Raw genomic sequence first — 19263 nt, forward strand, 5'->3', positions numbered from 1 at the left:
TTTCTGGATTGGCCGGGTTCTCGAACTGCTGCGGGATGATCGCGTTGGGGATCGTCGCTGCCAGTTCGTCGGCCTTGGCGATGGCGCCCTTCATACCTTTCGGGCCTTCTGTCAGCACCAGTTCGGCGCCCAGCAGCGCCAGCATTTTCCGGCGCTCGATCGACATCGTTTCGGGCATCGTCAGGATCAGCTTGTAGCCCTTGGCGGCAGCGGCGAAGGCAAGCGCGATGCCGGTGTTGCCCGACGTCGGTTCGATCAGCGTGGTCTTGCCGGGAGAGATCTTGCCCGACGCCTCCAGCGCCTCGATCATCGCCACGCCGATGCGGTCCTTGACCGAGGCGATCGGGTTGAAGAATTCGAGCTTGGCGATGAGATTGGCGACGATGCCCTTTTCCCGGGCGAACTTGTCGAGCCGCACCAGGGGCGTATCGCCGATCGTGTCGGTGATGGAATCGTAGACGCGGCCGCGGCCGGGCACGCGGGCTGATGTGGCGGGCTTCTTCATTTGTTTCGCTCCCAGAACTTCAGGCGAGTAAGGATTTCAGGCAAGTGGAATTGCAGGCAAGATAGGACCTTCGACCGCGCAAGATAGACTGTCGATTGAAAATATCCGAGTGGGACCTGTGTCTAAAACAGTGCCGTCTCGGAAAAGCATTTCCCGCAAAGGCTTGTTTGCGAAATGCTTTGGCCGAAAGCTCGCTATTGGCGGGCGGCAATCGCTGCAGCGGCACCGACCATGAAGCCGGCAGCCGTGCGGTTCAGCGCCTTGAGCGCGCGCGGAGATTTCAGGAACCAGCGCGCCTTGGCAGCCAGCGCAAGATACGGCACCAGCACCACCAACAGCACGACAACGGTCAGCGCGACGAGGATACCGTAGTCTGCCAGCGTGATGGTTTTCAGGTCGACGATGGTCGGCGTGATGGCGAGATAGAAGATCATCGTCTTCGGATTGCCGAGCGTGACAGTCAGGCCGGCGGCAAAGCTCGACAGCAATCCCGCCCTGCCCGTTTGGGCTTCGACGGTCTCGGGCGTGATGCCGCTGTTCCAGAATCGCCAGCCGAGGAAGGCGAGATAGGCGACGCCGAGCCATTTGATGGCGAGAAAGACCATGCCGAAACTCTGCGCGACGAAGGCGAGGCCGAGCACCACGGCGGTCAGATAGGTGATGTCGCCCACCATCAGGCCAAAGGACATCGCCAGCGACGAGCGGAAGCCGGAGCCGAGCGCACGCGCGACCAGAGCGGTGATGCCGGGACCAGGGATCGCGGCGGCGATGCCGAGGGCGGCGCTGTAGGCGAGGAATCCGGTAAGGGTCATGGCATTCGTCTCACGATCAGAATGCCTTGTCGCATGGAGCGGACCAGAATTGAATTCCCGTGGGTCGGAATCCATTGCACCAGATATCGATGGACCACGGGAGAAGCCCCCCTCATCCGGCCGCTTTGCGGCCACCTTCTCCCCGCTGGGGAGAAGAGACGAGCGCGGGCCCGCCTACCTCCTCCACCCGCCGGGAAGAGGTCGGATTGTCCCGAATTGCTCTTCGCAATTCGGTTGGCAATCCGGGTGAGGGGGCCTGCGCTACCCGAGCAGATCAGGAGCGACCGTCGCCATGGGTGACACGCCAGATGGTACCGTTGCCGTCCTCGCTGACGATCAGCGCGCCGTCGTTCGCCACCGCTACGCCGACCGGCCGGCCCCAGACCTCGCCGTTGGAGACGAAGCCGGTGATGAAATCCTCATATTCGCCGGTCGGCTTGCCGTCCTTGAACAGCAATCGCACCACCTTGTAGCCGGTCCGGTTGCCGCGGTTCCATGAACCGTGCAGCGCGACGAAAGCATCGCCCTTGTATTCGGCCGGAAAGCCCTTCCCTTCGTAGAACGCGATGTTGAGCGGAGCCGAATGCGCCTGCATCAGCACATCGGGAACGGTCGTTTTGCCGGCAAGATCGGGGCGCTCACCCTTGTGGCGCGGATCCTCATTGTCGCCGATATAGTACCAGGGCCAGCCATAGAAGGCGCCCTCCTTGACCACGGTCGCGTATTCGGGCGGCACATCGTCGCCAAGCGCATCGCGTTCGTTGACGACGCACCACAGCGCGCCGGTCGCCGGCTGCACGGTCATACCCGAGCAGTTGCGCAGGCCGGTGGCAAAGATACGGCCGTTCTTGCCATCGGGATCGAAGGCCAGCACGCCGGCGCGGCCGTCTTCGGAACCCCAGGCTGCACCCAACGGCTGCGACTTCGCCCAGGCGTCGAGGCCGCCCTTCGGTTCCTTGCCCATGCGCTCGGCCACATTCGATCCCGAGCCGACCGACAGATAAAGCGTCTTGCCATCCGGCGAGAAGGCGATGTCGCGGGTCCAGTGATGACTGGCAGGGATGTTGCCGACGATGGTTTCCGGATCGCCGGAGGCCTTCAGGTCGCCATTGCGGTAGGCAAAGCGCACGATGCTGTCGCTATTGGCGACATAGACCCATTGCGGGTCAGCGCCCGGCGGATAGAAGGCAATGCCATAGGGCCGTTTGAGACTGCCGGCAAAGATGCCGTCCTGCACAGCGCTCGCACCGCCTTCGGCGAGGCGATAGATGCGGACCTGGTTGGCTTTGCTGTCGGCGACGAACAGGTCGCCGTTCGGCGCGACGCGCACGACGCGTGGATTGTCGATGCCCGATGCAACCAGCTCGGCCGAGAACCCCGGCGGCAGTTGCAGCTTCGCGTCTGCCGGCATGTCCGCAACGCCGGCGCTGTTAGAGGTCGATCTGTTGGCATAGGGCTTAGGCAGATCATCCGGTTCGATCAGGCGGCGTGCGCCCGGCTTGTCCGCTCGCCAGTCACCGAAGGCGTCCGCGCCTTTCAGCACCGGCTCGTCCGCCTGCTGGGCGAATGAAGCGGTCGAGAGAAACAGTGCGGCGGAAAGTGCGGGGCCGGCAAAACGCATCATTCGGTCCTCCAATGTTTGGCGTGAAAACAGGAACGACCGGTTTCGTCGATCGTTCCACGGCACACGATGAGGTGAAGGAAGCTCCCGGTTTCCCGTTTCAGGTCCCGGCGGCGTAGAAATCGTCATCGAGGCGTTTTTCCAACTCGACGAGATCGGCCGGCAGCGGCAGGCCCATGGCGCGCATTTCCTGCAGTTTTTCGCGCAACTGCTCCTGGATCTCGTGCTGGTCTTCCGGCTGGTTGACCATCTCCTCGAGCAGCAGGCTGATCCGGGCCTTGAATTCTTCGAGCGCCATCGTCGTCTCCTCGGTTGGATCAGCTCAGCGCAGCATGCGCGATATCAGCTGCGCCGTATAGTCGACCATTGGGACGATACGCGCGTAGTTCAGCCGTGTCGGGCCGATGACGCCGAGCGCGCCGACGACGCGGGCATCCTTGTCGCGATAAGGCGCCACCACCAGCGACGAGCCCGACAGCGAAAACAGCTTGTTTTCCGAGCCGATGAAGATGCGCACGCCCGAGCCTTCCTCGGCGAGGTCGAGCAACTGGATAAGCCCGTCCTGCGTCTCCATGTCCTCGAACAGATGGCGCAGCAGTTCGATGTCGGCCTGGGCGGTGACGTTTTCGAGCAGATTGGCGCGCCCGCGCACGATGAGCCGTGCCGGCAGGCCGCTGTCGGCGCCGGCCCATACCGCCAACCCCTTCTCGACCAGATCCTGCGACAGCGTGTCGAGCGCGGCCCTGGTTTCTTCCTTGATGCGGGCGATCTCGATCCGCGCCTCGGCCAGCGTGCGGCCGCGTATATGGGCGTTGAGGAAATTCGAAGCCTCGTGCAGTTGCGAGACGGTGATGCCGGCGGGCAGCTCGACGACGCGGTTCTCGACGTCGCCATTCTGCGACACCAGCACTGCCAGCGCCTTGGTCGGTTCGAGCTGGATGAATTCGATGTGCTTCAGCGCCACTTCGTTCTTGGCGGCCAGCACCAGGCCCGCGCCGCGCGACATGCCCGACAGCATCTGGCTGGCCTCGGTCAGCATGTGTTCCAGCGTCGCGCCCGAGCCGGACGCCCGAACCTGTGCCTCGATGGCACGGCGCTCCTCGTCGGAAAGGTCGCCAAGCTCCATGAAGGCATCGACGAAGAAACGCAGGCCGGCCTGGGTCGGCAGCCGGCCGGCCGAAATGTGCGGCGCGTAGATAAGGCCGAGATGCTCGAGATCGCTCATCACGTTGCGGATGGTCGCCGGCGACAACGAGGACGGCAGGATGCGCGACAGGCTGCGCGATCCCACCGGTTCACCGTCCCTGAGGTAGGAATCGACGATGCGCCGGAAGATGTCGCGCGAACGCATGTCGAGCGACTGGAGCGCGGGCGACTGCGAAGCGGGATCGACTGCCTTGGTCATACGGCCAAAAACCTCCGGCCCAAGGATATAGACTTACACTGCACCCGCGCAACCCGGTGTCTGTGTGAGATCACCCGGTGTCTGTGTCAGATCGTCAGGCCATTTTCCTTTGCGCCACGCGTCCCATGCGGTTACAAGCCGGCCAAGATTCCGAAAAATGACAAGAAAGCAGCCTGAATGCGCCCTTCCAAACGCCAATTCGACGAAATGCGTGCCATCTCCTTCGAGCGCGGCGTCTCCAAGCATGCCGAAGGCTCATGCCTGGTGAAGTTCGGCGACACGCATGTCCTGTGCACGGCCAGCCTCGAGGAAAAAGTGCCGGGCTGGATGCGCAATTCCGGCAAGGGCTGGGTGACGGCCGAATACGGCATGCTGCCGCGCTCGACCGGCGAGCGCATGCGCCGCGAGGCTTCGGCCGGCAAGCAGGGCGGCCGCACGCTGGAAATCCAGCGGCTGATCGGCCGCTCCCTGCGCGCCGTGGTCGACCTGCAGGCGTTGGGCGAGCAGCAGATCACCGTCGACTGCGACGTCATCCAGGCCGACGGCGGCACCCGCACCGCCTCGATCACCGGCGGCTGGGTGGCGCTATACGACTGCCTGCGCTGGATGGAAGCGCGCCAGATGGCCAGCGTCGCCAAGGTGCTGAAGGACCATGTCGCGGCGATCTCCTGCGGCATCCATGACGGCCAGCCGGTCATCGACCTCGATTACATCGAGGATTCCGCGGCCGGCACCGACGCCAATTTCGTCATGACCGGCAAGGGTGGCATCGTCGAGATCCAGGGCACCGCCGAGGGCGAGCCTTTCTCCGAGGAGCAGTTCGCGGACTTGATGGGCCTGGCCAAGAAAGGCATCCAGAGGTTGGTGAGTCTGCAGCAGATGGCGGTGGCTTAGTTTTTCGATGTCGAGTTTGAGCGCCCCCCTCTGGCCTGCCGGCCATCTCCCCCTCAAGGGGGGAGATCGGATGCCGTTTCGGCTTTCGCTAACCTCCGGCTTTGCAGGGTGCGCGACAATGCAGAAGCTGCCAATCTCCCCACCTGAGGGGGGTGAGGCGTGGTCCGCGAAGCGGACGGAAAGCCAATTGCTTGGCTTTCCGAACAACGAACGCCCAGAGCGGCAGCGAAGGGCCGGGGCCGGCAGGCCAGAGGGGGGCGCCTCGTGACGCCCTCGGCCATCCTTGAATCCGCTCTCTACGTCACCGATCTTCCCGCAGCGGAAACCTTCTACACCGACATCCTCGGCCTCAATCTCCTCGGCAAGGTCGACGGCCGCCACCTCTTCTTCCGCTGCGGGCCGGGCGTGCTGCTCGTCTTCAACGCCGAGGCGACGAAAGTGCCGCCGGCGCCTGACGCCAGGCTGCCGGTGCCGCCGCATGGCGCGGTCGGCCAAGGTCATCTGTGCTTTACGGCGACCGGCGATGGAATCGCCGGCTGGAAAGCCCATCTCGCGGCGAAGAAGATCGCCATCGAAAGCGAATTCGAGTGGCCGCAGGGCGGCCGTTCGATCTATATACGCGATCCCTCGGGCAATTCGATCGAATTCGCCGAGCCACGAATCTGGGGCCTTTGATGCATTCTCTTGATGGCAAGAAGATCGTCGTCGCCAGCCACAATGAAGGCAAGCTGCGCGAATTCGCCGACCTGATGGGACCGTTCGGCTTCGAAGCGAAGTCAGCCAAGGAGTATGGCCTGCCGGAGCCGGACGAGACCGGCACCACCTTCGAGGAGAACGCCTACATCAAGGCGCTCGCCGCCGCCAAGGCGACCGGCCTGCCGGCGCTGTCGGACGATTCCGGCCTGTGCGTCGACGCGCTTGATGGCGCGCCCGGCGTCTACACCGCCAACTGGGCCGAAACCCCGGATGGCAGCAGAGATTTCGGCATGGCCATGCAACGCACCGAAGTGGCGCTGCAGGAAGTCGGAGCGGCCTTGCCGCAACAGCGCAAGGGACGCTTCGTCGCCGTCATCTGCCTGGCGTTTCCCGACGGCGAGGCCGAATATTATCGCGGCGAGGCCGAGGGCACGCTGGTCTGGCCGCCGCGCGGCGAACTCGGCTTCGGCTATGATCCTGTGTTCCTGCCCGATGGCTTCGAGAAAACCTTCGGCGAGATGAGCGCTGAGGAAAAGCATGGCTGGAAGCCCGGCCAGGCCACGGCGCTGTCGCACCGCGCGCGTGCCTTCCAGAAATTCGCCGAGGCGAGATTGGGCTCGGCATGAGCATGCTGCTCGACCGGGCGCCCGGCTTCGGCGTCTATGTCCACTGGCCATTCTGCGCGGCCAAATGCCCCTATTGCGACTTCAACAGCCATGTCCGCCACCAGCCGGTCGACCAGGAGCGCTTTGCCGCCGCCTTCGAGGCCGAACTGGCGACGATGCGCGAGCGCACCGGGCCGCGCGAGGTGACCAGCGTTTTTCTCGGCGGCGGCACGCCCTCGCTGATGAAGCCGGAAACCGTGGCCAGGGTTCTGGACGCCGTGGCGAAGAACTGGACTGTGCCTGACGGCATCGAGGTGACGCTGGAGGCCAATCCGTCCTCGGTCGAGGCCGAACGCTTTCGCGGCTACCGGGCAGCCGGCGTCAACCGCGTGTCGCTCGGCGTGCAGGCGCTGAATGACAGGGATTTGCGCTTCCTCGGCCGGTTGCACAATGTCGAAGAGGCCCTGCACGCCATCGGCCTCGCGCGGGAACTATTCCCAAGGCTGTCCTTCGACCTCATCTATGCCCGGCCCGGCCAGACGCCGGAGGCTTGGGCATCGGAGTTGGAACAGGCGATCGGCCATGCCGCCGACCATCTGTCCCTCTACCAGCTGACCATCGAGGAGGGCACGCCGTTCCACGCCCTGCACGCGGCAAAGAAATTCATCATTCCCGACAATGACCACGCCGCCGACCTCTATGCGCTGACGCAGGAGATTACATCGGCGCATGGTTTGCCGGCTTACGAGATTTCCAATCACGCAAGGCCGGGTGCCGAGAGCCGGCACAACCTCACCTATTGGCGCTATGGCGAATATGTCGGCGTCGGGCCGGGCGCGCATGGCCGCTTCGTCGAGAATGGTCGCCGCACGGTGACGATCGCCGAGCGGATGCCGGAAACCTGGGCCAATCTGGTCGAAGCCAAGGGCCACGGCGTCACCGGCGGCGAAATCCTGACGCGTTCGGAAGAGGCCGACGAATTCCTGCTGATGGGCCTGCGGCTCGCCGAAGGCATCGACCTCTCCCGCTACGAGGCGTTCTCCGGACGCGGCCTGTCGTCAGCACGGCTGTCGATGCTGCAGGGAGAGGGGCTGGTGGCGCCGATCGGCAATGCGCGCCTGCGCGCCACGGCCGCCGGCATGATCGTGCTCGACGCCGTGGTCGCCGATCTGGCGCGGTAGGCAGGTAGCTTTGCCTGCGCCAAGCTCCTCCCGCCTCGTCATCCACGGGCGGAGCGACGCGAAGCGGCGCGCAGACCCGAGGATCCATGCCGCGACGGCTGCTGCGGGGCGTCACGGTCCAGAATGGGCATGCCTGCTCTGCCACTTGTCCCATTCAAACAATAGATTTCGTTGCCGGCGCATCTTCTCCACGCCAGCTTTCCAAATTCTGCACCGTAGCGAAAATTCAGAAGTCACGGAATGGATCCTCGGGTCTTCGCGACGTCGCTTCGCTCCTGCTCCGCCCGTGGATGACGAAGGTGGGGAAGCCTCGTCCAATCTCCGAAGCTTAGGATTGCACTTCTGAAGGCACGCGTTTCACGGTATCTCGGTTAAGAACATCCGCGAAGGCCACCTTGATGAACCTGACCGTATCCTCCTGGCAATTCTGGGCATTGCTCTCGGCTGCGTTCGCTGCCCTGACGGCGATCTTCGCCAAGGTTGGCATCGAGAACATCAATTCCGATTTCGCCACCTTCATCCGCACGGTCATCATCCTGATCGTGCTCGGTGCCATCCTGCTTGCCAGCGGCCAGTTCCAGTCGCCGGCCACGATCTCGGCAAAGACTTGGGCTTTCCTAGGCCTGTCCGGTCTGGCGACCGGCGCGTCATGGCTCTGCTACTTTCGGGCGCTCAAGATCGGCAATGCGGCGCAGGTGGCGCCGATCGACAAGCTAAGCGTCGTGCTTGTGGCGGTGTTTGGCGCGGCCTTTCTCGGCGAGCGGTTGTCCGGAGCGAATTGGCTTGGCGTCGCCCTTATCGCGGCGGGCGCGGTGCTGGTCGCCTATCGAGGCTAGTTGCGCGCCGTTGCGGGCATTCTTTGTTTCAAGACGGGTGATGAAGATATCGAAGCGATTGGGCATCGTCCGGTCAGTGCTCCGTCGTGCTATCGGGTTTGTTGTCGGAAAGCCTGACGTTGGTCGGCAAAGCGCTCACGGCTTGCTCTTTGGCCAGGCTGTGCTCGGTCTTGGCAGATAGGCGCTTGTCCCTGGGCGCGGCACCGCGCTTGCGGCCGGCATAGTAGGGCTCGAAAGCGTCCTGTATCTTCAGGCTGTCCATCCTGTCCTCCTCCGGAATCAGGGGGCTAATCTGCCAACGCCGGTTTGGTTCCCCACTGTGGCAAAGGAAAGGCGAATTCCTTACATCGGCGTCAGCTTTTGCAAGCCCGCGTCAGCCGTGCCAAACAGGGCTGAATGGAGAAGTCATCGGTGACCGCAGAGACGAGCAAGCGCAGCTATGTGGTCGGGCGGACCGAGATCGCGGCACGGCCATTGGAGCCGGCGCTCTATCTGGTGGCGACGCCGATCGGCAATCTCGCCGACATCACGCTGCGCGCGTTGGAGACGCTGGCCGCCGCCGACATCGTTGCTTGCGAAGACACGCGGGTGTCGCGCGTGCTGCTCGACCGCTACGGCATTCGCCGCCGCACCACGGCCTATCATGAACACAATGCCGGCGAGGCCGGGCCGAAGCTGATATCGGCACTTCAGGCCGGGCAGAGCGTGGCGCTGATCTCCGATGCCGGCACGCCGCTGGTATCCGATCCCGGCTACCGGCTGGTCGGCGAGGCGCTCGACCACGGCATCCGCGTCGTGCCTATCCCCGGCCCGTCAGCGCCGCTGGCGGCCCTGACGGCATCCGGCCTGCCCTCCGATGCCTTCCTGTTCGCCGGCTTCCTGCCGGTCAAATCAGGGCAGCGGCTGACACGGCTGGAAGCACTGAAGGCCGTGCCGGCGACGCTGATCTTCTTCGAATCGCCGCGCCGGCTGGCTGACTCCCTGGCTGGCATGGTCGAAGCGCTCGGCGGCGAGCGCAAGGCCGCTATCGGCAGGGAATTGACCAAGACTTTTGAGGAGATGCGCACCGGTACGCTGCAGGCGCTGGCCGACCACTATGCCGCGGCCGATACGCCGAGAGGCGAAATCGTCGTCTGCGTCGGTCCGGCCGAGGCCAGGGTCGACGAGCCCGCAGACATCGACCGTCTGCTTCTGTCGCTTGCCGCCGAAATGCCGGCCTCCAAGGCGGCCGCGGAAGCCGCGAAGATGACCGGCGGCCAGAAACAGGCCCTCTATCGGCGGCTGCTTGACCTCAGGGAGACTTCTGGAGAAAGCGACAGTGGCTGAGCGCCCAAGCGTCAGCCGCCAAAAGGCCTATCGACGCGGTCATCGCGGCGAATGGCTGGCGGCGGCAGCACTGATGATGAAGGGCTACAGAATCCTTGCGCGCCGCCACCGCACACGCTTCGGCGAGATCGACCTGATCGCGCGGCGCGGCGATCTGGTGCTGTTCGTCGAGGTCAAGGCGCGCCGCACGCTGATGGAAGCCATGGAGGCGATCGGTCACGAATCGGAGCGTCGCATAGAAGGCGCGGCTGACATCTGGCTGTCACGCCAAGCGGACTATGGCAGATTGTCGATGCGCTTCGACATGGTCGCCGTGCTGCCTTGGCGCTGGCCGGTGCATGTCGAGAATGCATTTTACGGGAGGAGTTGAGGGGCCACTTACGGGCGTTGCTCGCCCTTCGCTGGCTCAGGGCGTTCGTCGTTCGGAAAGCCAAGCAATTGGCTTTCCGTCCGCTTCGCGGACCACTCCTCACCCCCAGATCATCAGCGCCATCAACCCGACACCGCCGACCACCAGCCGCCACCAGCCGAACAGCGCGTAGCCGTTGCGCGAAACGTAATCGAGCAGGAAGCGTACGACGATAAGCGCCGTGACGAAGGCGGCGACGAAGCCGACGGCGATGATCGGCAGGTCGGCACTGCTCAGCACGTTGCGGTTCTTGAACAGGTCGAAGGCGAAGGCGCCGACCATGGTCGGGATCGCAAGGAAGAAGGAAAATTCAGCGGCAGCGCGCTTATCGACGCCCAAAAGCAGGGCGCCGACGATGGTCGAGCCCGAACGCGATGTGCCGGGAATGAGCGACAGGCACTGGAAAAGCCCGATCTGCAGGTAAAGCCGGGTCGGGAAGCGCTCGACGTCGCGGTAGACCGGCTTGAGGTTCATGTGGTCCACCGCCAGCAGCACGACGCCGCCGATGATCAGCATGATGCAGATCAGCCTCGGCGATTCGAACAGCACCGTCTTAATGAAATCATGCGCCAGCGCGCCGATGATCGCCGCCGGCAGGAAGGCGATCAGGATGCCGATGGCGAAATGCCGCGTCAGCCGGTCATGCGGCAGTTCGAGCAGCATCTTCCACAGGCGGCGGAAATAGACGCTGAGGATCGCCAGGATGGCGCCGAGCTGGATCAGGATCTCGAAGGCCTTGCCGGTCGAATGGAAGCCGAGGAAATGACCCGCAAGCAGAATATGGCCGGTCGACGACACCGGGATGAACTCGGTCAACCCCTCCAGCAGGCCGAGCAGCAGGGCTTCGACGATGGTCTGGCTTTCCATGGCTACCTCGGCATTGGCGTGACGGCTGACAGAAGGGCTTGCTTGTCATGGCGTTGAAGTCCCCCTATAGGTCGCAACACCCTGACGGCCCGCTAACCGGGCGGCCAAGACTTACCGGTGCGCCCTGCGATTCGCCAGTGCGCTTTATCATCGCGGAACCATGCTGACGCTTTTCCACCATCCCATGTTCGCCACCTGCCGCTTCGTCCGCCTCGCATTCGGCGAGTATGGCGAGGAGCTGGCTTTGATCGAGGAAAAGCCGTGGACCCGGCGCAAGGAGTTCCTGGCGCTGAACCCGGCCGGAACGCTGCCGATCCTGCTGGCCGAAGGCGACGTGCCGATCGTCGGCGCGACGGTGATTTCGGAGTATCTCGATGAAACGCGCGGCGTGCTGAAGCGCGACAAGCGGCTGTTCGCCGAGGACCCGATGCAGCGCGCCGAAATCCGCCGGCTCATCGACTGGTATCTCAACAAGGCTGAAAGTGAAGTCACTCGCCATCTGGTGCGCGAGCGCGTGCTGAAGCCGGTCATGCCGGAAACCGCTGGCGGCGGCTCGCCCGATTCGGGCGCGATCCGTGCCGCGCGCGCCAACATCCGCCAGCACATGAAATACACCAACTGGCTGGCCGGCACCCGCCATTGGCTGGCCGGTTCGAGGGTCACCTATGCCGACCTCGCGGCCGCGGCGACGCTGTCGGTGCTCGACTATCTCGGCGAGATCGACTGGCGCGAGCACAGCGCTGCACGCGAATGGTACACGCGGGTCAAGTCGCGGCCCTCCTTCCGGCCGCTTTTGACCGACCGGGTGCGCGGCCTGTCACCGGTGTCGCATTATGCGGACCTCGACTTCTGACGCCGCAAAGCTGCGCGCGCTGATCGACGCGGAGGCGCAGCGCGCCGGCTTCGATGCCGTTGCCGTCACCTCCCCCGATGCGATCCCGCTGGCGCCGGCGCGCCTGGCCGAATTCGTCGCTGATGGCTTTCATGGGTCGATGGACTGGATCGCCGAGACGCTTCAACGCCGCAGTGAACCAACGGCCCTCTGGCCACAGGTGCGCTCGATCATCGTGCTGGCGATGAACTACGGCCCCGACCGTGATCCGCGCGGCGTGCTGGCCAAGCGCGACCGTGGCGCCATCTCGGTCTATGCGCAAAACCGCGACTATCACGATGTGATGAAGGGCCGGCTGAAGGAGATCGCCGGCAAGCTCGTGGCACGCGCCGGCGGTGATGTGAAGGTGTTCGTCGACACCGCGCCGGTGATGGAAAAGCCGCTGGCCGAGGCCGCCGGGCTCGGCTGGCAAGGCAAGCACACCAATCTGGTCAGCCGCGAGCACGGCTCCTGGCTGTTCCTCGGCACCATCTTCACCACCGCCGAACTCGTGCCCGACCGCGCCGAGATCGACCATTGCGGCTCCTGCCGCGCCTGCCTCGACGCGTGCCCGACCGATGCCTTTCCGGCGCCCTACCGGCTCGATGCGCGGCGCTGCATCTCCTATCTCACCATCGAGAACAAAGGGCCGATTCCGCACGAGTTCCGCGAAAAGATCGGCAACCGCATCTATGGCTGCGACGACTGTTTAGCCGCCTGCCCGTGGAACAAATTCGCCAGGGCGGCTTCCGAAGCAAAACTCGTCGCGCGCGATGATTTGCGCGAGCCGCCGCTCGCCGACCTTTTGGGTCTCGATGACGCGGCCTTCCGCGCTTTCTTCTCCGGTTCGCCGATAAAACGCATCGGCCGCGACCGGTTCATCCGCAACGTGCTGATCGCCGCCGGCAATTCCGGCGATGCCTCTCTTGCCGACACTGTGCGCGCCTTGCTGGACGATGCCTCGCCGCTGGTCCGGGGCGCGGCAATATGGGCGCTGGCGCGGCTGGTGCCCGATGCCGAATATTCAGAACGGGCAGCCATCGGCCTGAAAACCGAAAGCGACGAAGCCGTGCGCGACGAATGGCGTCTGGCGCGGCCAACCAGGGCGAATGCATGAGCGAAAAGCAGATATTCATCTTCGGCGCCGGCTATTCCGGCAGGGCTTTTGCTCGGGCTAACAAAGGCGCCGCGACGATCTTCGGCACGACACGCTCGCCGGAAAAATTCGAGACGCTACGGCAGGCCGGTGTCGCGCCGCTCCTGTTCGACGGCGCGATGACGGATGAGATTGCCGATACGCTGGGAGAGACAACACATCTGGTGATTTCGGTCGCCCCGGAAGAGGCCGGCGATCCCGTGCTGAATGCCGCCCGCGCGGACATCATGACCCGGATGCCGGCGCTCGAATGGATCGGCTATCTCTCCACCGTCGGCGTCTACGGCAATTATGATGGCGCCTGGGTTGATGAAAGGGCGGAATGCCGGCCGGTGTCGAAGCGCTCGGTGATGCGGGTGGCCGCCGAAGGAGACTGGCTGGAGCTGAGCCGCGAGATCGGCCGACCGGGGGCGATCCTGCGCCTGTCCGGCATTTACGGCCCCGGCCGCAACGCGCTGGTCAATCTGGAAAACGGCACTGCAAGGCGGCTGGTCAAGCCGGACCAGGTGTTCAACCGCATCCATTGCGACGACATTGCCGGCGGCCTGTGGCAGCTCATCGAAGGCAATACAGGCGGCATCTTCAACGTCACCGACGACCTGCCGGCGCCGCCGCAGGATGTCGTCGCCTATGCCGCTTCGCTAATGGGTATCGAACCGCCGCCCGAAATTCCCTTCGACGCCGCCCAACTTTCGCCCATGGCGCGGTCCTTCTATGGCGAGAACAAGCGTGTCGCCAACGCGGCGATCAAGGCGGCGGGTTATTCCCTGCGGTTTCCAGACTACCGCGCCGCCTTCGACCATATGTGGGCAAGCGGCGATTGGCGTGACGGCGAAGCGCGCAGCCCGATGAAGCGCTGACGATCGAAGCCGCGGGTGCGGCGTGCTATGATTCGGCCTTGGGATTGCGGTGGAGAACCGGGTTTATGAAGACAGCGATGAGGCTATCTCTAGGCAAAACGCCCCTGTTGGCCGCTGCGCTCGGCCTGCTTGCCGTGCTTGGGTTAGCCGTTCAGCCGGCGAGTGCCGAGGAGCGGGCAAAAGACCTGTTCGGCGCCAAGAAACTGCCGGCCGCGACCGCGGCGCAGTCGATCGGATTCTATTCCAAGGGCTGTTTTGCCGGCGGCGTCGCCATTCCCTTGGACGGTCCGACCTGGCAGGTGATGCGGCCGTCGCGCAACCGCCGCTGGGGCCATCCGGCGATGATCGCAGTAGTCGAGAAATTGTCGCGCGACGCAGCGGCCGATGGTTGGCCAGGCCTGCTGATCGGCGACATTTCGCAGCCGCGCGGCGGCCCGATGCTGACAGGACATGCCTCGCACCAGATCGGGCTCGACGCCGACATCTGGCTGACGCCGATGCCCCGCCGCCCGCTGTCGATGGCGCAGCGCGAATCGATGAGCGCCACCTTGATGGTCGATGAGAAGACCCATCTGGTGAAGGACGCGCTGTGGACGCCAGCGCACACAAGGCTTCTGAAGCGGGCGGCGAGCTACGGCCAGGTCGAGCGCATCCTGGTCAATCCGGGCATCAAGAAAAAGCTCTGCGACACCGTCAAGGGCGACCGCTTCTGGCTGCGCAAGGTCAGGCCGTTCTGGGGCCACGACTATCATTTTCACATGCGCATCGGCTGCCAGCCGGGCTCGCCCGGTTGCAAGGCGCAGCAAGCGACGCCGGACGATGACGGTTGCGGCAAGCCGCTGGCCTGGTGGTTCACGCAGGAGCCTTGGCGGCCCACCAAGAACCCCGATGCGCCCAAGGCGCGCGACCTGATGACGATGGCGAACCTGCCGAGCGAGTGCCGCGCGGTGCTCGACGCGCCGGGGCCGTCGTCGGCCGAGGCGGCGACCTACCATGGCGGCGGCGTGCCGGTCGCGGCTGCCGCGCCCGAACCCGAAGCGCCCTCATTGCCCGCCACCCCGGCCGCCGCCGGCTTGCCAAGCACGATGAACGCTTTCACGGCGACGCCCGAGATCGGCGTGCCGCTGCCGCGACCGCGGCCGCCTGGAAACTGACGATCACGGCTTATAGCTTACAGGCAGGCTCAATCGGTTCAGCGCCTCATTTTTGCGAAACCGTGGCGGTTTGGCCGCAGAGCCGGCCTCAGCGCGCCGCCGGGGTCGAAAACCGTTTCCCTTTTCAAACCCATGCGCTAGTCAACGGAAGAACGGCCAGATGCCGTCAGGGGCGCCGGAGACGGACGAGAGCATGCCACGCACAGGCGACGACGATACTTTGTTGCGGTTTCCGATCCTGATCGGCGACATCGGCGGCACCAATGCGCGCTTTTCGATCGTGCTCGACGCCAATTCCGAGGCAGGCGAGCCGACCATCGTCCAGACGGCGAACTACAACACCATCGACGAGGCGATCCAGGCGGCCGTGCTCGACCGCTCGTCGGTGCGTCCCAATTCGGCGGTGCTGGCGGTGGCTGGCCCGGTCGACGGCGACGAGATCGAGCTGACCAACTGCCCCTGGATCGTCAAGCCGAGGAAAATGTTCGCCAGCCTCGGCCTGAGCGACATCGTCGTGCTCAACGATTTCGAGGCGCAGGCGCTGGCCGTCGTCGCGCTCGGCGAGGAGCACATGGAAAAGATCGGCGGCGGCACGCCGGAGCCCAATGCCGGGCGCGTCGTGCTCGGTCCAGGAACCGGGCTCGGCGTCGCCGGGCTGGTCCACGCGCTGCACCACTGGATACCGGTCCCCGGCGAGGGCGGCCATATGGACATCGGCCCGCGCACACCGCGCGATTTCGAGGTTTTTCCGCATATCGAGAAGCTCGAAGGCCGCGTTTCGGGCGAGCAGATCCTGTGCGGACGCGGTCTGGTCAATGTCTACCGGGCGGTGGCCAAGGCGGACGGCAAGCCGTCGCCCTTCACCACGCCGGCCGAGATCACTGCCGCGGCACTTGCGAAAACCGATCCGGTTGCAGAGGAAGCGCTGGAGATCTTCGTCACCTGCCTTGGGCGCACCGCAGGCGACCTTGCTCTGGTGTTCATGAGCCGCGGCGGCGTGTTCCTCACCGGTGGCATCGCGCAGAAGATCGTGCCGGCGCTGAAAGCCGGCAATTTCCGGGCCGCTTTCGAGGACAAGGCGCCGCACAGCGCGATGATGCGCACCATGCCGGTCTACGTCATCACCCACCCGCTGGCCGCACTTCTGGGCCTTGCCGCCTATGCCAGGAACCCCTTGCTGTTCGGTGTCCAGACGGAGGGCCGGCGCTGGCAGGCCTGAAAGCCAGCGAAGCGCTCGCGCCCCGCGACGAAGTTAATCAGGTGCGGGCATAGGCAATCAGGCCGCAGGGCGTTAAGAGGGGTGCCGAATTTGCAGCCCCGGTCCCACGAGGCGGAAAACCACAAAGCGCTCCCGATTTGACACTTCAAGCTCCAAACAAACAAAAAGCCCGGCCCGGCGAGGTCACAGCGGTGCTCCGCCGCATCCTCGCTGAAAACGGCAAAGAGTATCGCTGGACCTATGTCGTCGCCGTCTCTTGCCTGCTGATCGTTTCCGGCACCACTGCCTTCACGGCGTGGATCATGGCCCCGATGATCAACCAGATCTTCTACGAACGACGCGGCGATATGCTCTGGTTGATCTGCGCCGGTTTCATGGGGGCCTCCCTGCTGCGCGGCTTCGCCGGTTACGGCCAAGCAGTCGCGTTGGCCAGTATCGGCAACAATCTGGTCGCGCGCTACCAGAAGCGCAGCTTCGACCATCTGATGAAGCTCGGCGTCAACTTCTTCAACGATACGCGTTCCGGTCGGCTGGCGGCACAGGTCAGCGAGAATGTCGGCGGCGTTCGCGATCTGCTGTCGCTGACACTGACCTCCATCAGCCGCGACGCGGTCACGCTGGTCGCTCTCGTCGGCGTAATGATCTATCAGGATCCGGTGTTGTCGCTCAGCTCGCTGCTGATCGGCCCTCCACTGATCTGGGCCGTCGTCTATATCACCCGCCGACTGCGGCGTATCAACCGGGAATCCGTCCTGATCAATTCGCGGCTGAACGGGTCCGTGCAGGAGGCCACACAAGGCATCGCCATCGTCAAGGCCTTCACCTTGGAGGCCGAGCTGGCGCGCCGCATCGGCATCATGGCGGACACGGCCGAGCAGCGTAACAACAAGATCGCCCGCGTCTCGGAGCGGCTGTCGCCGATTTCCGAGATTCTGGGCGGTCTCGCCATCACCGCCGTGCTTGCCTATTCCGGCTACCGGGCGCTGTATCTTGGGCAGCCGCCGGGCGCGGTTTTCTCCTTCATCACCGCACTGATCATGGCTTACGATCCGGCAAGACGCCTGGCGCGCACACAGGTGGGCATGGAACGTGCCCTGGTCAACGCGCGCATGATCTACGAGTTGCTCGACCTGGAGCCGAAACAGGGCGACGCAGCCGATGCCGTCGAGGCGAGGATCACCACCGGCGAGGTGCGTTTCGACAATGTGACGTTCGGCTACAGCGCCGACATGCCGGTGCTTAGGGACCTGAGCTTTACCGCCGCGGCCGGCAAGGTGACGGCGATCGTCGGTGCGTCGGGCGCCGGCAAGTCGACGCTGGTGGCGCTCTTGCAGCGCTTCTACGACGTCGACCGGGGCAGCATCGAGGTCGATGGCCAGGACATCTCGAAGGTAACCAAGCATTCGCTGCGGCAGTCGATCGCCTATGTGGCGCAGGCGCCCTATCTGTTCGAGGGCACGATCCGCGACAACATCCGCTACGGCCGTCTGTCGGCCACGGACGCCGAGATCGAGCAGGCGGCGAAACAGGCGGCAGCCGACGAGTTCATCCGCCAGCAGCCGCAAGGTTACGACACGCCGGTCGGCGAAGGCGGCTCGACGCTTTCCGGCGGCCAGCGCCAGCGCGTCTCGATCGCCCGCGCCATCGTGCGCCAGGCACCGATCCTGCTGCTCGACGAGGCGACATCGGCGCTCGACAACGAAGCGGAGGCGCGCGTCCAGGAAGCGCTGACCCAAGTCATGCAAGGCCGCACGACCATCGTCATAGCGCATCGGCTGTCGACGGTGGTCAATGCCGACCACATCATCGTGCTGGAAGAGGGACGGTTGGTCGAGGAAGGCACCCATGCGACGCTGATGGCCGACCCGGACAGCATCTATTCCCGCTTCCACCGCATCCAGGGCAAGAAGGGACTGGGGCTTGTCGAGGACCGCGAGCCGATCCAAACTCCGGTCCGGGCCACGCGTGCGAAGAAGACTGCTGTGAGGAGCACATGAGCGAAGCAAGCGATATGGGCCTTGTGGTGGTGGGCGCTGCCGGCCGCATGGGCCAGACGCTGATCCGCGCCATCCACTCTATCCCCGGCGCGCGGGTCATCGGCGCGGTCGAGCGGGCGGGTTCGCCCTATCTGGGCAAGGATGCCGGCGAACTGGCGGGCATCGGCATCATCAATGTGCCGATCGGTGACGACCCGCTGCCGGTCTTCGCCAAGGCAGACGGCGTGCTCGATTTCACCACCCCGGCCTCATCAGTCGAATTCGCTGGCTACGCCGCGCAGGCGCGCATCGTTCACGTCGTCGGCACGACCGGGTGCACGGCCGACGACAATGCGAAAATCGCGGCGGCGGCGCGCCATGCGACCATCGTCAAGTCGGGCAATATGAGCCTCGGCGTCAATCTTCTGGCGGTGCTGGTCGAACAGGCGGCGCGCGCGCTCGATGCCGACGATTTCGACATCGAGATCCTCGAAATGCACCATAAGCACAAGGTCGACGCGCCATCGGGCACAGCGCTGCTGCTGGGTGAAGCCGCCGCCGCCGGGCGTGGTATTGAGCTTTCAGGCAATGACGTACGCGTCCGCGACGGCCACACCGGCGTGCGCAAGGCGGGCTCGATCGGCTTTGCCACCCTGCGCGGCGGCTCTGTGGTCGGCGACCACAGCGTGATGCTGGCCGGCACCGGCGAGCGCATCACGCTTGCCCACCATGCCGAGGACCGCGCCATCTTCGCTCGGGGCGCCGTCAAGGCGGCGCTTTGGGCGCGCGGCAAGAAGCCGGGGCTGTATTCGATGCGGGACGTGCTCGGCCTCAGCTGAGCGGCCAATCTGCCAACCTGAAGGGAGCAAA

The 19263-nt window shown here is 64.7% G+C and carries 21 protein-coding genes; 14 read left to right on the forward strand and 7 right to left on the reverse strand.

Annotated elements, in window-relative coordinates:
* The 5 genes from EOD15_RS02485 to hrcA form a co-directional block, all read right to left on the reverse strand.
* The coding region (locus EOD15_RS02485) for a pyridoxal-phosphate dependent enzyme (protein ID WP_127408267.1) at positions 1–505 on the reverse strand (505 nt) is incomplete at its 3' end.
* A gap of 194 nt (positions 506–699) precedes the next feature.
* Positions 700–1317, reverse strand: coding sequence for a LysE family translocator (locus tag EOD15_RS02490; protein ID WP_127318515.1), 618 nt, complete (start codon positions 1315–1317; stop codon positions 700–702).
* 274 nt (positions 1318–1591) lie between these two features.
* On the reverse strand, positions 1592–2941 hold the full coding sequence (locus EOD15_RS02495) for a sorbosone dehydrogenase family protein (RefSeq protein WP_127318513.1): 1350 nt from the start codon (positions 2939–2941) through the stop codon (positions 1592–1594).
* Between the two features lie 97 nt (positions 2942–3038).
* Complete coding sequence (locus tag EOD15_RS02500) at positions 3039–3236, reverse strand: hypothetical protein (RefSeq protein WP_023814156.1); 198 nt, start codon at positions 3234–3236, stop codon at positions 3039–3041.
* Between the two features lie 24 nt (positions 3237–3260).
* Positions 3261–4343 carry a heat-inducible transcriptional repressor HrcA gene (gene hrcA / locus EOD15_RS02505; protein WP_027040272.1) on the reverse strand — a complete coding sequence of 361 codons (1083 nt, stop codon included), beginning with the start codon at positions 4341–4343 and terminating at the stop codon, positions 3261–3263.
* A 177-nt stretch (positions 4344–4520) separates the two neighbouring features.
* Here hrcA and rph point away from each other — a divergent pair, with 177 nt between their 5' ends.
* The 5 genes from rph (at position 4521) to EOD15_RS02530 (ending at position 8555) form a co-directional block, all read left to right on the forward strand.
* The gene (gene rph / locus EOD15_RS02510) at positions 4521–5237 is read left to right on the forward strand and encodes a ribonuclease PH (protein WP_013528632.1); all 717 of its coding nucleotides are present in this window, start codon (positions 4521–4523) and stop codon (positions 5235–5237) included.
* Positions 5238–5501: 264 nt separating this feature from the next.
* Positions 5502–5912, forward strand: coding sequence for a VOC family protein (locus EOD15_RS02515; RefSeq protein WP_127318511.1), 411 nt, complete (start codon positions 5502–5504; stop codon positions 5910–5912).
* Positions 5912–6559 (forward strand): RdgB/HAM1 family non-canonical purine NTP pyrophosphatase, encoded by a 648-nt coding sequence (gene rdgB, locus EOD15_RS02520; RefSeq protein WP_127318509.1) that lies wholly within the window; start codon positions 5912–5914, stop codon positions 6557–6559. Before EOD15_RS02515 ends, rdgB begins: the two co-directional genes overlap by 1 nt.
* A complete protein-coding gene (gene hemW, locus EOD15_RS02525; protein WP_127318507.1) occupies positions 6556–7719 on the forward strand; it encodes a radical SAM family heme chaperone HemW in 1164 nt (387 codons plus the stop codon). The genes rdgB and hemW overlap by 4 nt, the downstream gene beginning before the upstream one ends.
* 398 nt (positions 7720–8117) lie before the next feature.
* Positions 8118–8555, forward strand: a complete 438-nt coding sequence (locus tag EOD15_RS02530; protein WP_127269533.1) for an EamA family transporter — start codon at positions 8118–8120, stop codon at positions 8553–8555.
* Positions 8556–8628: 73 nt separating this feature from the next.
* On the opposite strand, the gene EOD15_RS02535 is transcribed toward EOD15_RS02530, so the two are convergent.
* On the reverse strand, positions 8629–8817 hold the full coding sequence (locus EOD15_RS02535) for a hypothetical protein (RefSeq protein WP_127318505.1): 189 nt from the start codon (positions 8815–8817) through the stop codon (positions 8629–8631).
* A gap of 134 nt (positions 8818–8951) precedes the next feature.
* Between EOD15_RS02535 and rsmI the strand changes: the two genes are divergently transcribed.
* Positions 8952–9881 (forward strand): 16S rRNA (cytidine(1402)-2'-O)-methyltransferase, encoded by a 930-nt coding sequence (gene rsmI, locus EOD15_RS02540; protein WP_127318503.1) that lies wholly within the window; start codon positions 8952–8954, stop codon positions 9879–9881.
* A complete protein-coding gene (locus EOD15_RS02545) occupies positions 9874–10251 on the forward strand; it encodes a YraN family protein (RefSeq protein ID WP_127269758.1) in 378 nt (125 codons plus the stop codon). Before rsmI ends, EOD15_RS02545 begins: the two co-directional genes overlap by 8 nt.
* A 99-nt stretch (positions 10252–10350) precedes the next feature.
* Here EOD15_RS02545 and EOD15_RS02550 read toward each other — a convergent pair whose 3' ends face one another.
* The gene (locus EOD15_RS02550; RefSeq protein WP_127318501.1) at positions 10351–11157 is read right to left on the reverse strand and encodes an undecaprenyl-diphosphate phosphatase; all 807 of its coding nucleotides are present in this window, start codon (positions 11155–11157) and stop codon (positions 10351–10353) included.
* A 160-nt stretch (positions 11158–11317) separates the two neighbouring features.
* On the opposite strand from EOD15_RS02550, the gene EOD15_RS02555 reads away from it, so the two are divergent.
* From EOD15_RS02555 to dapB, 7 genes are all read left to right on the forward strand, one after another.
* On the forward strand, positions 11318–12010 hold the full coding sequence (locus EOD15_RS02555) for a glutathione S-transferase family protein (RefSeq protein WP_013528622.1): 693 nt from the start codon (positions 11318–11320) through the stop codon (positions 12008–12010).
* A complete protein-coding gene (gene queG / locus EOD15_RS02560) occupies positions 11991–13145 on the forward strand; it encodes a tRNA epoxyqueuosine(34) reductase QueG (protein WP_127321170.1) in 1155 nt (384 codons plus the stop codon). The genes EOD15_RS02555 and queG overlap by 20 nt, the downstream gene beginning before the upstream one ends.
* Positions 13142–14044 (forward strand): SDR family oxidoreductase, encoded by a 903-nt coding sequence (locus EOD15_RS02565; protein WP_127321171.1) that lies wholly within the window; start codon positions 13142–13144, stop codon positions 14042–14044. Before queG ends, EOD15_RS02565 begins: the two co-directional genes overlap by 4 nt.
* Before the next feature lie 65 nt (positions 14045–14109).
* Entirely contained in the window at positions 14110–15198 is a 1089-nt protein-coding gene (gene mepA, locus EOD15_RS02570; protein ID WP_127321172.1) for a penicillin-insensitive murein endopeptidase, read from the forward strand.
* A 193-nt stretch (positions 15199–15391) separates the two neighbouring features.
* Positions 15392–16417 carry a glucokinase gene (locus tag EOD15_RS02575; RefSeq protein ID WP_127321173.1) on the forward strand — a complete coding sequence of 342 codons (1026 nt, stop codon included), beginning with the start codon at positions 15392–15394 and terminating at the stop codon, positions 16415–16417.
* A 137-nt stretch (positions 16418–16554) separates the two neighbouring features.
* The gene (locus EOD15_RS02580; protein ID WP_127321174.1) at positions 16555–18414 is read left to right on the forward strand and encodes an ABC transporter ATP-binding protein; all 1860 of its coding nucleotides are present in this window, start codon (positions 16555–16557) and stop codon (positions 18412–18414) included.
* Complete coding sequence (gene dapB, locus EOD15_RS02585; protein ID WP_127321175.1) at positions 18411–19232, forward strand: 4-hydroxy-tetrahydrodipicolinate reductase; 822 nt, start codon at positions 18411–18413, stop codon at positions 19230–19232. Before EOD15_RS02580 ends, dapB begins: the two co-directional genes overlap by 4 nt.
* The last annotated feature ends 31 nt before the right edge of the window (positions 19233–19263 follow it).

The sequence above is a fragment of the Mesorhizobium sp. M7A.T.Ca.US.000.02.2.1 genome (genome assembly GCF_003996995.1).
Lineage (GTDB): Bacteria > Pseudomonadota > Alphaproteobacteria > Rhizobiales > Rhizobiaceae > Mesorhizobium.

Bases quoted from the DNA above. Each gene is read 5' to 3' on its own strand.
- EOD15_RS02490 (WP_127318515.1), bottom strand. From the start codon at position 1,317: ATGACCCTTACCGGATTCCTCGCCTACAGCGCCGCCCTCGGCATCGCC.
- EOD15_RS02495 (WP_127318513.1), bottom strand. From the start codon at position 2,941: ATGATGCGTTTTGCCGGCCCCGCACTTTCCGCCGCACTGTTTCTCTCG.
- EOD15_RS02500 (WP_023814156.1), bottom strand. From the start codon at position 3,236: ATGGCGCTCGAAGAATTCAAGGCCCGGATCAGCCTGCTGCTCGAGGAG.
- hrcA (WP_027040272.1), bottom strand. From the start codon at position 4,343: ATGACCAAGGCAGTCGATCCCGCTTCGCAGTCGCCCGCGCTCCAGTCG.
- rph (WP_013528632.1), top strand. From the start codon at position 4,521: ATGCGCCCTTCCAAACGCCAATTCGACGAAATGCGTGCCATCTCCTTC.
- rdgB (WP_127318509.1), top strand. From the start codon at position 5,912: ATGCATTCTCTTGATGGCAAGAAGATCGTCGTCGCCAGCCACAATGAA.
- hemW (WP_127318507.1), top strand. From the start codon at position 6,556: ATGAGCATGCTGCTCGACCGGGCGCCCGGCTTCGGCGTCTATGTCCAC.
- EOD15_RS02530 (WP_127269533.1), top strand. From the start codon at position 8,118: ATGAACCTGACCGTATCCTCCTGGCAATTCTGGGCATTGCTCTCGGCT.
- EOD15_RS02535 (WP_127318505.1), bottom strand. From the start codon at position 8,817: ATGGACAGCCTGAAGATACAGGACGCTTTCGAGCCCTACTATGCCGGC.
- rsmI (WP_127318503.1), top strand. From the start codon at position 8,952: ATGGAGAAGTCATCGGTGACCGCAGAGACGAGCAAGCGCAGCTATGTG.
- EOD15_RS02550 (WP_127318501.1), bottom strand. From the start codon at position 11,157: ATGGAAAGCCAGACCATCGTCGAAGCCCTGCTGCTCGGCCTGCTGGAG.
- EOD15_RS02555 (WP_013528622.1), top strand. From the start codon at position 11,318: ATGCTGACGCTTTTCCACCATCCCATGTTCGCCACCTGCCGCTTCGTC.
- queG (WP_127321170.1), top strand. From the start codon at position 11,991: ATGCGGACCTCGACTTCTGACGCCGCAAAGCTGCGCGCGCTGATCGAC.
- EOD15_RS02565 (WP_127321171.1), top strand. From the start codon at position 13,142: ATGAGCGAAAAGCAGATATTCATCTTCGGCGCCGGCTATTCCGGCAGG.
- mepA (WP_127321172.1), top strand. From the start codon at position 14,110: ATGAAGACAGCGATGAGGCTATCTCTAGGCAAAACGCCCCTGTTGGCC.
- EOD15_RS02575 (WP_127321173.1), top strand. From the start codon at position 15,392: ATGCCACGCACAGGCGACGACGATACTTTGTTGCGGTTTCCGATCCTG.
- dapB (WP_127321175.1), top strand. From the start codon at position 18,411: ATGAGCGAAGCAAGCGATATGGGCCTTGTGGTGGTGGGCGCTGCCGGC.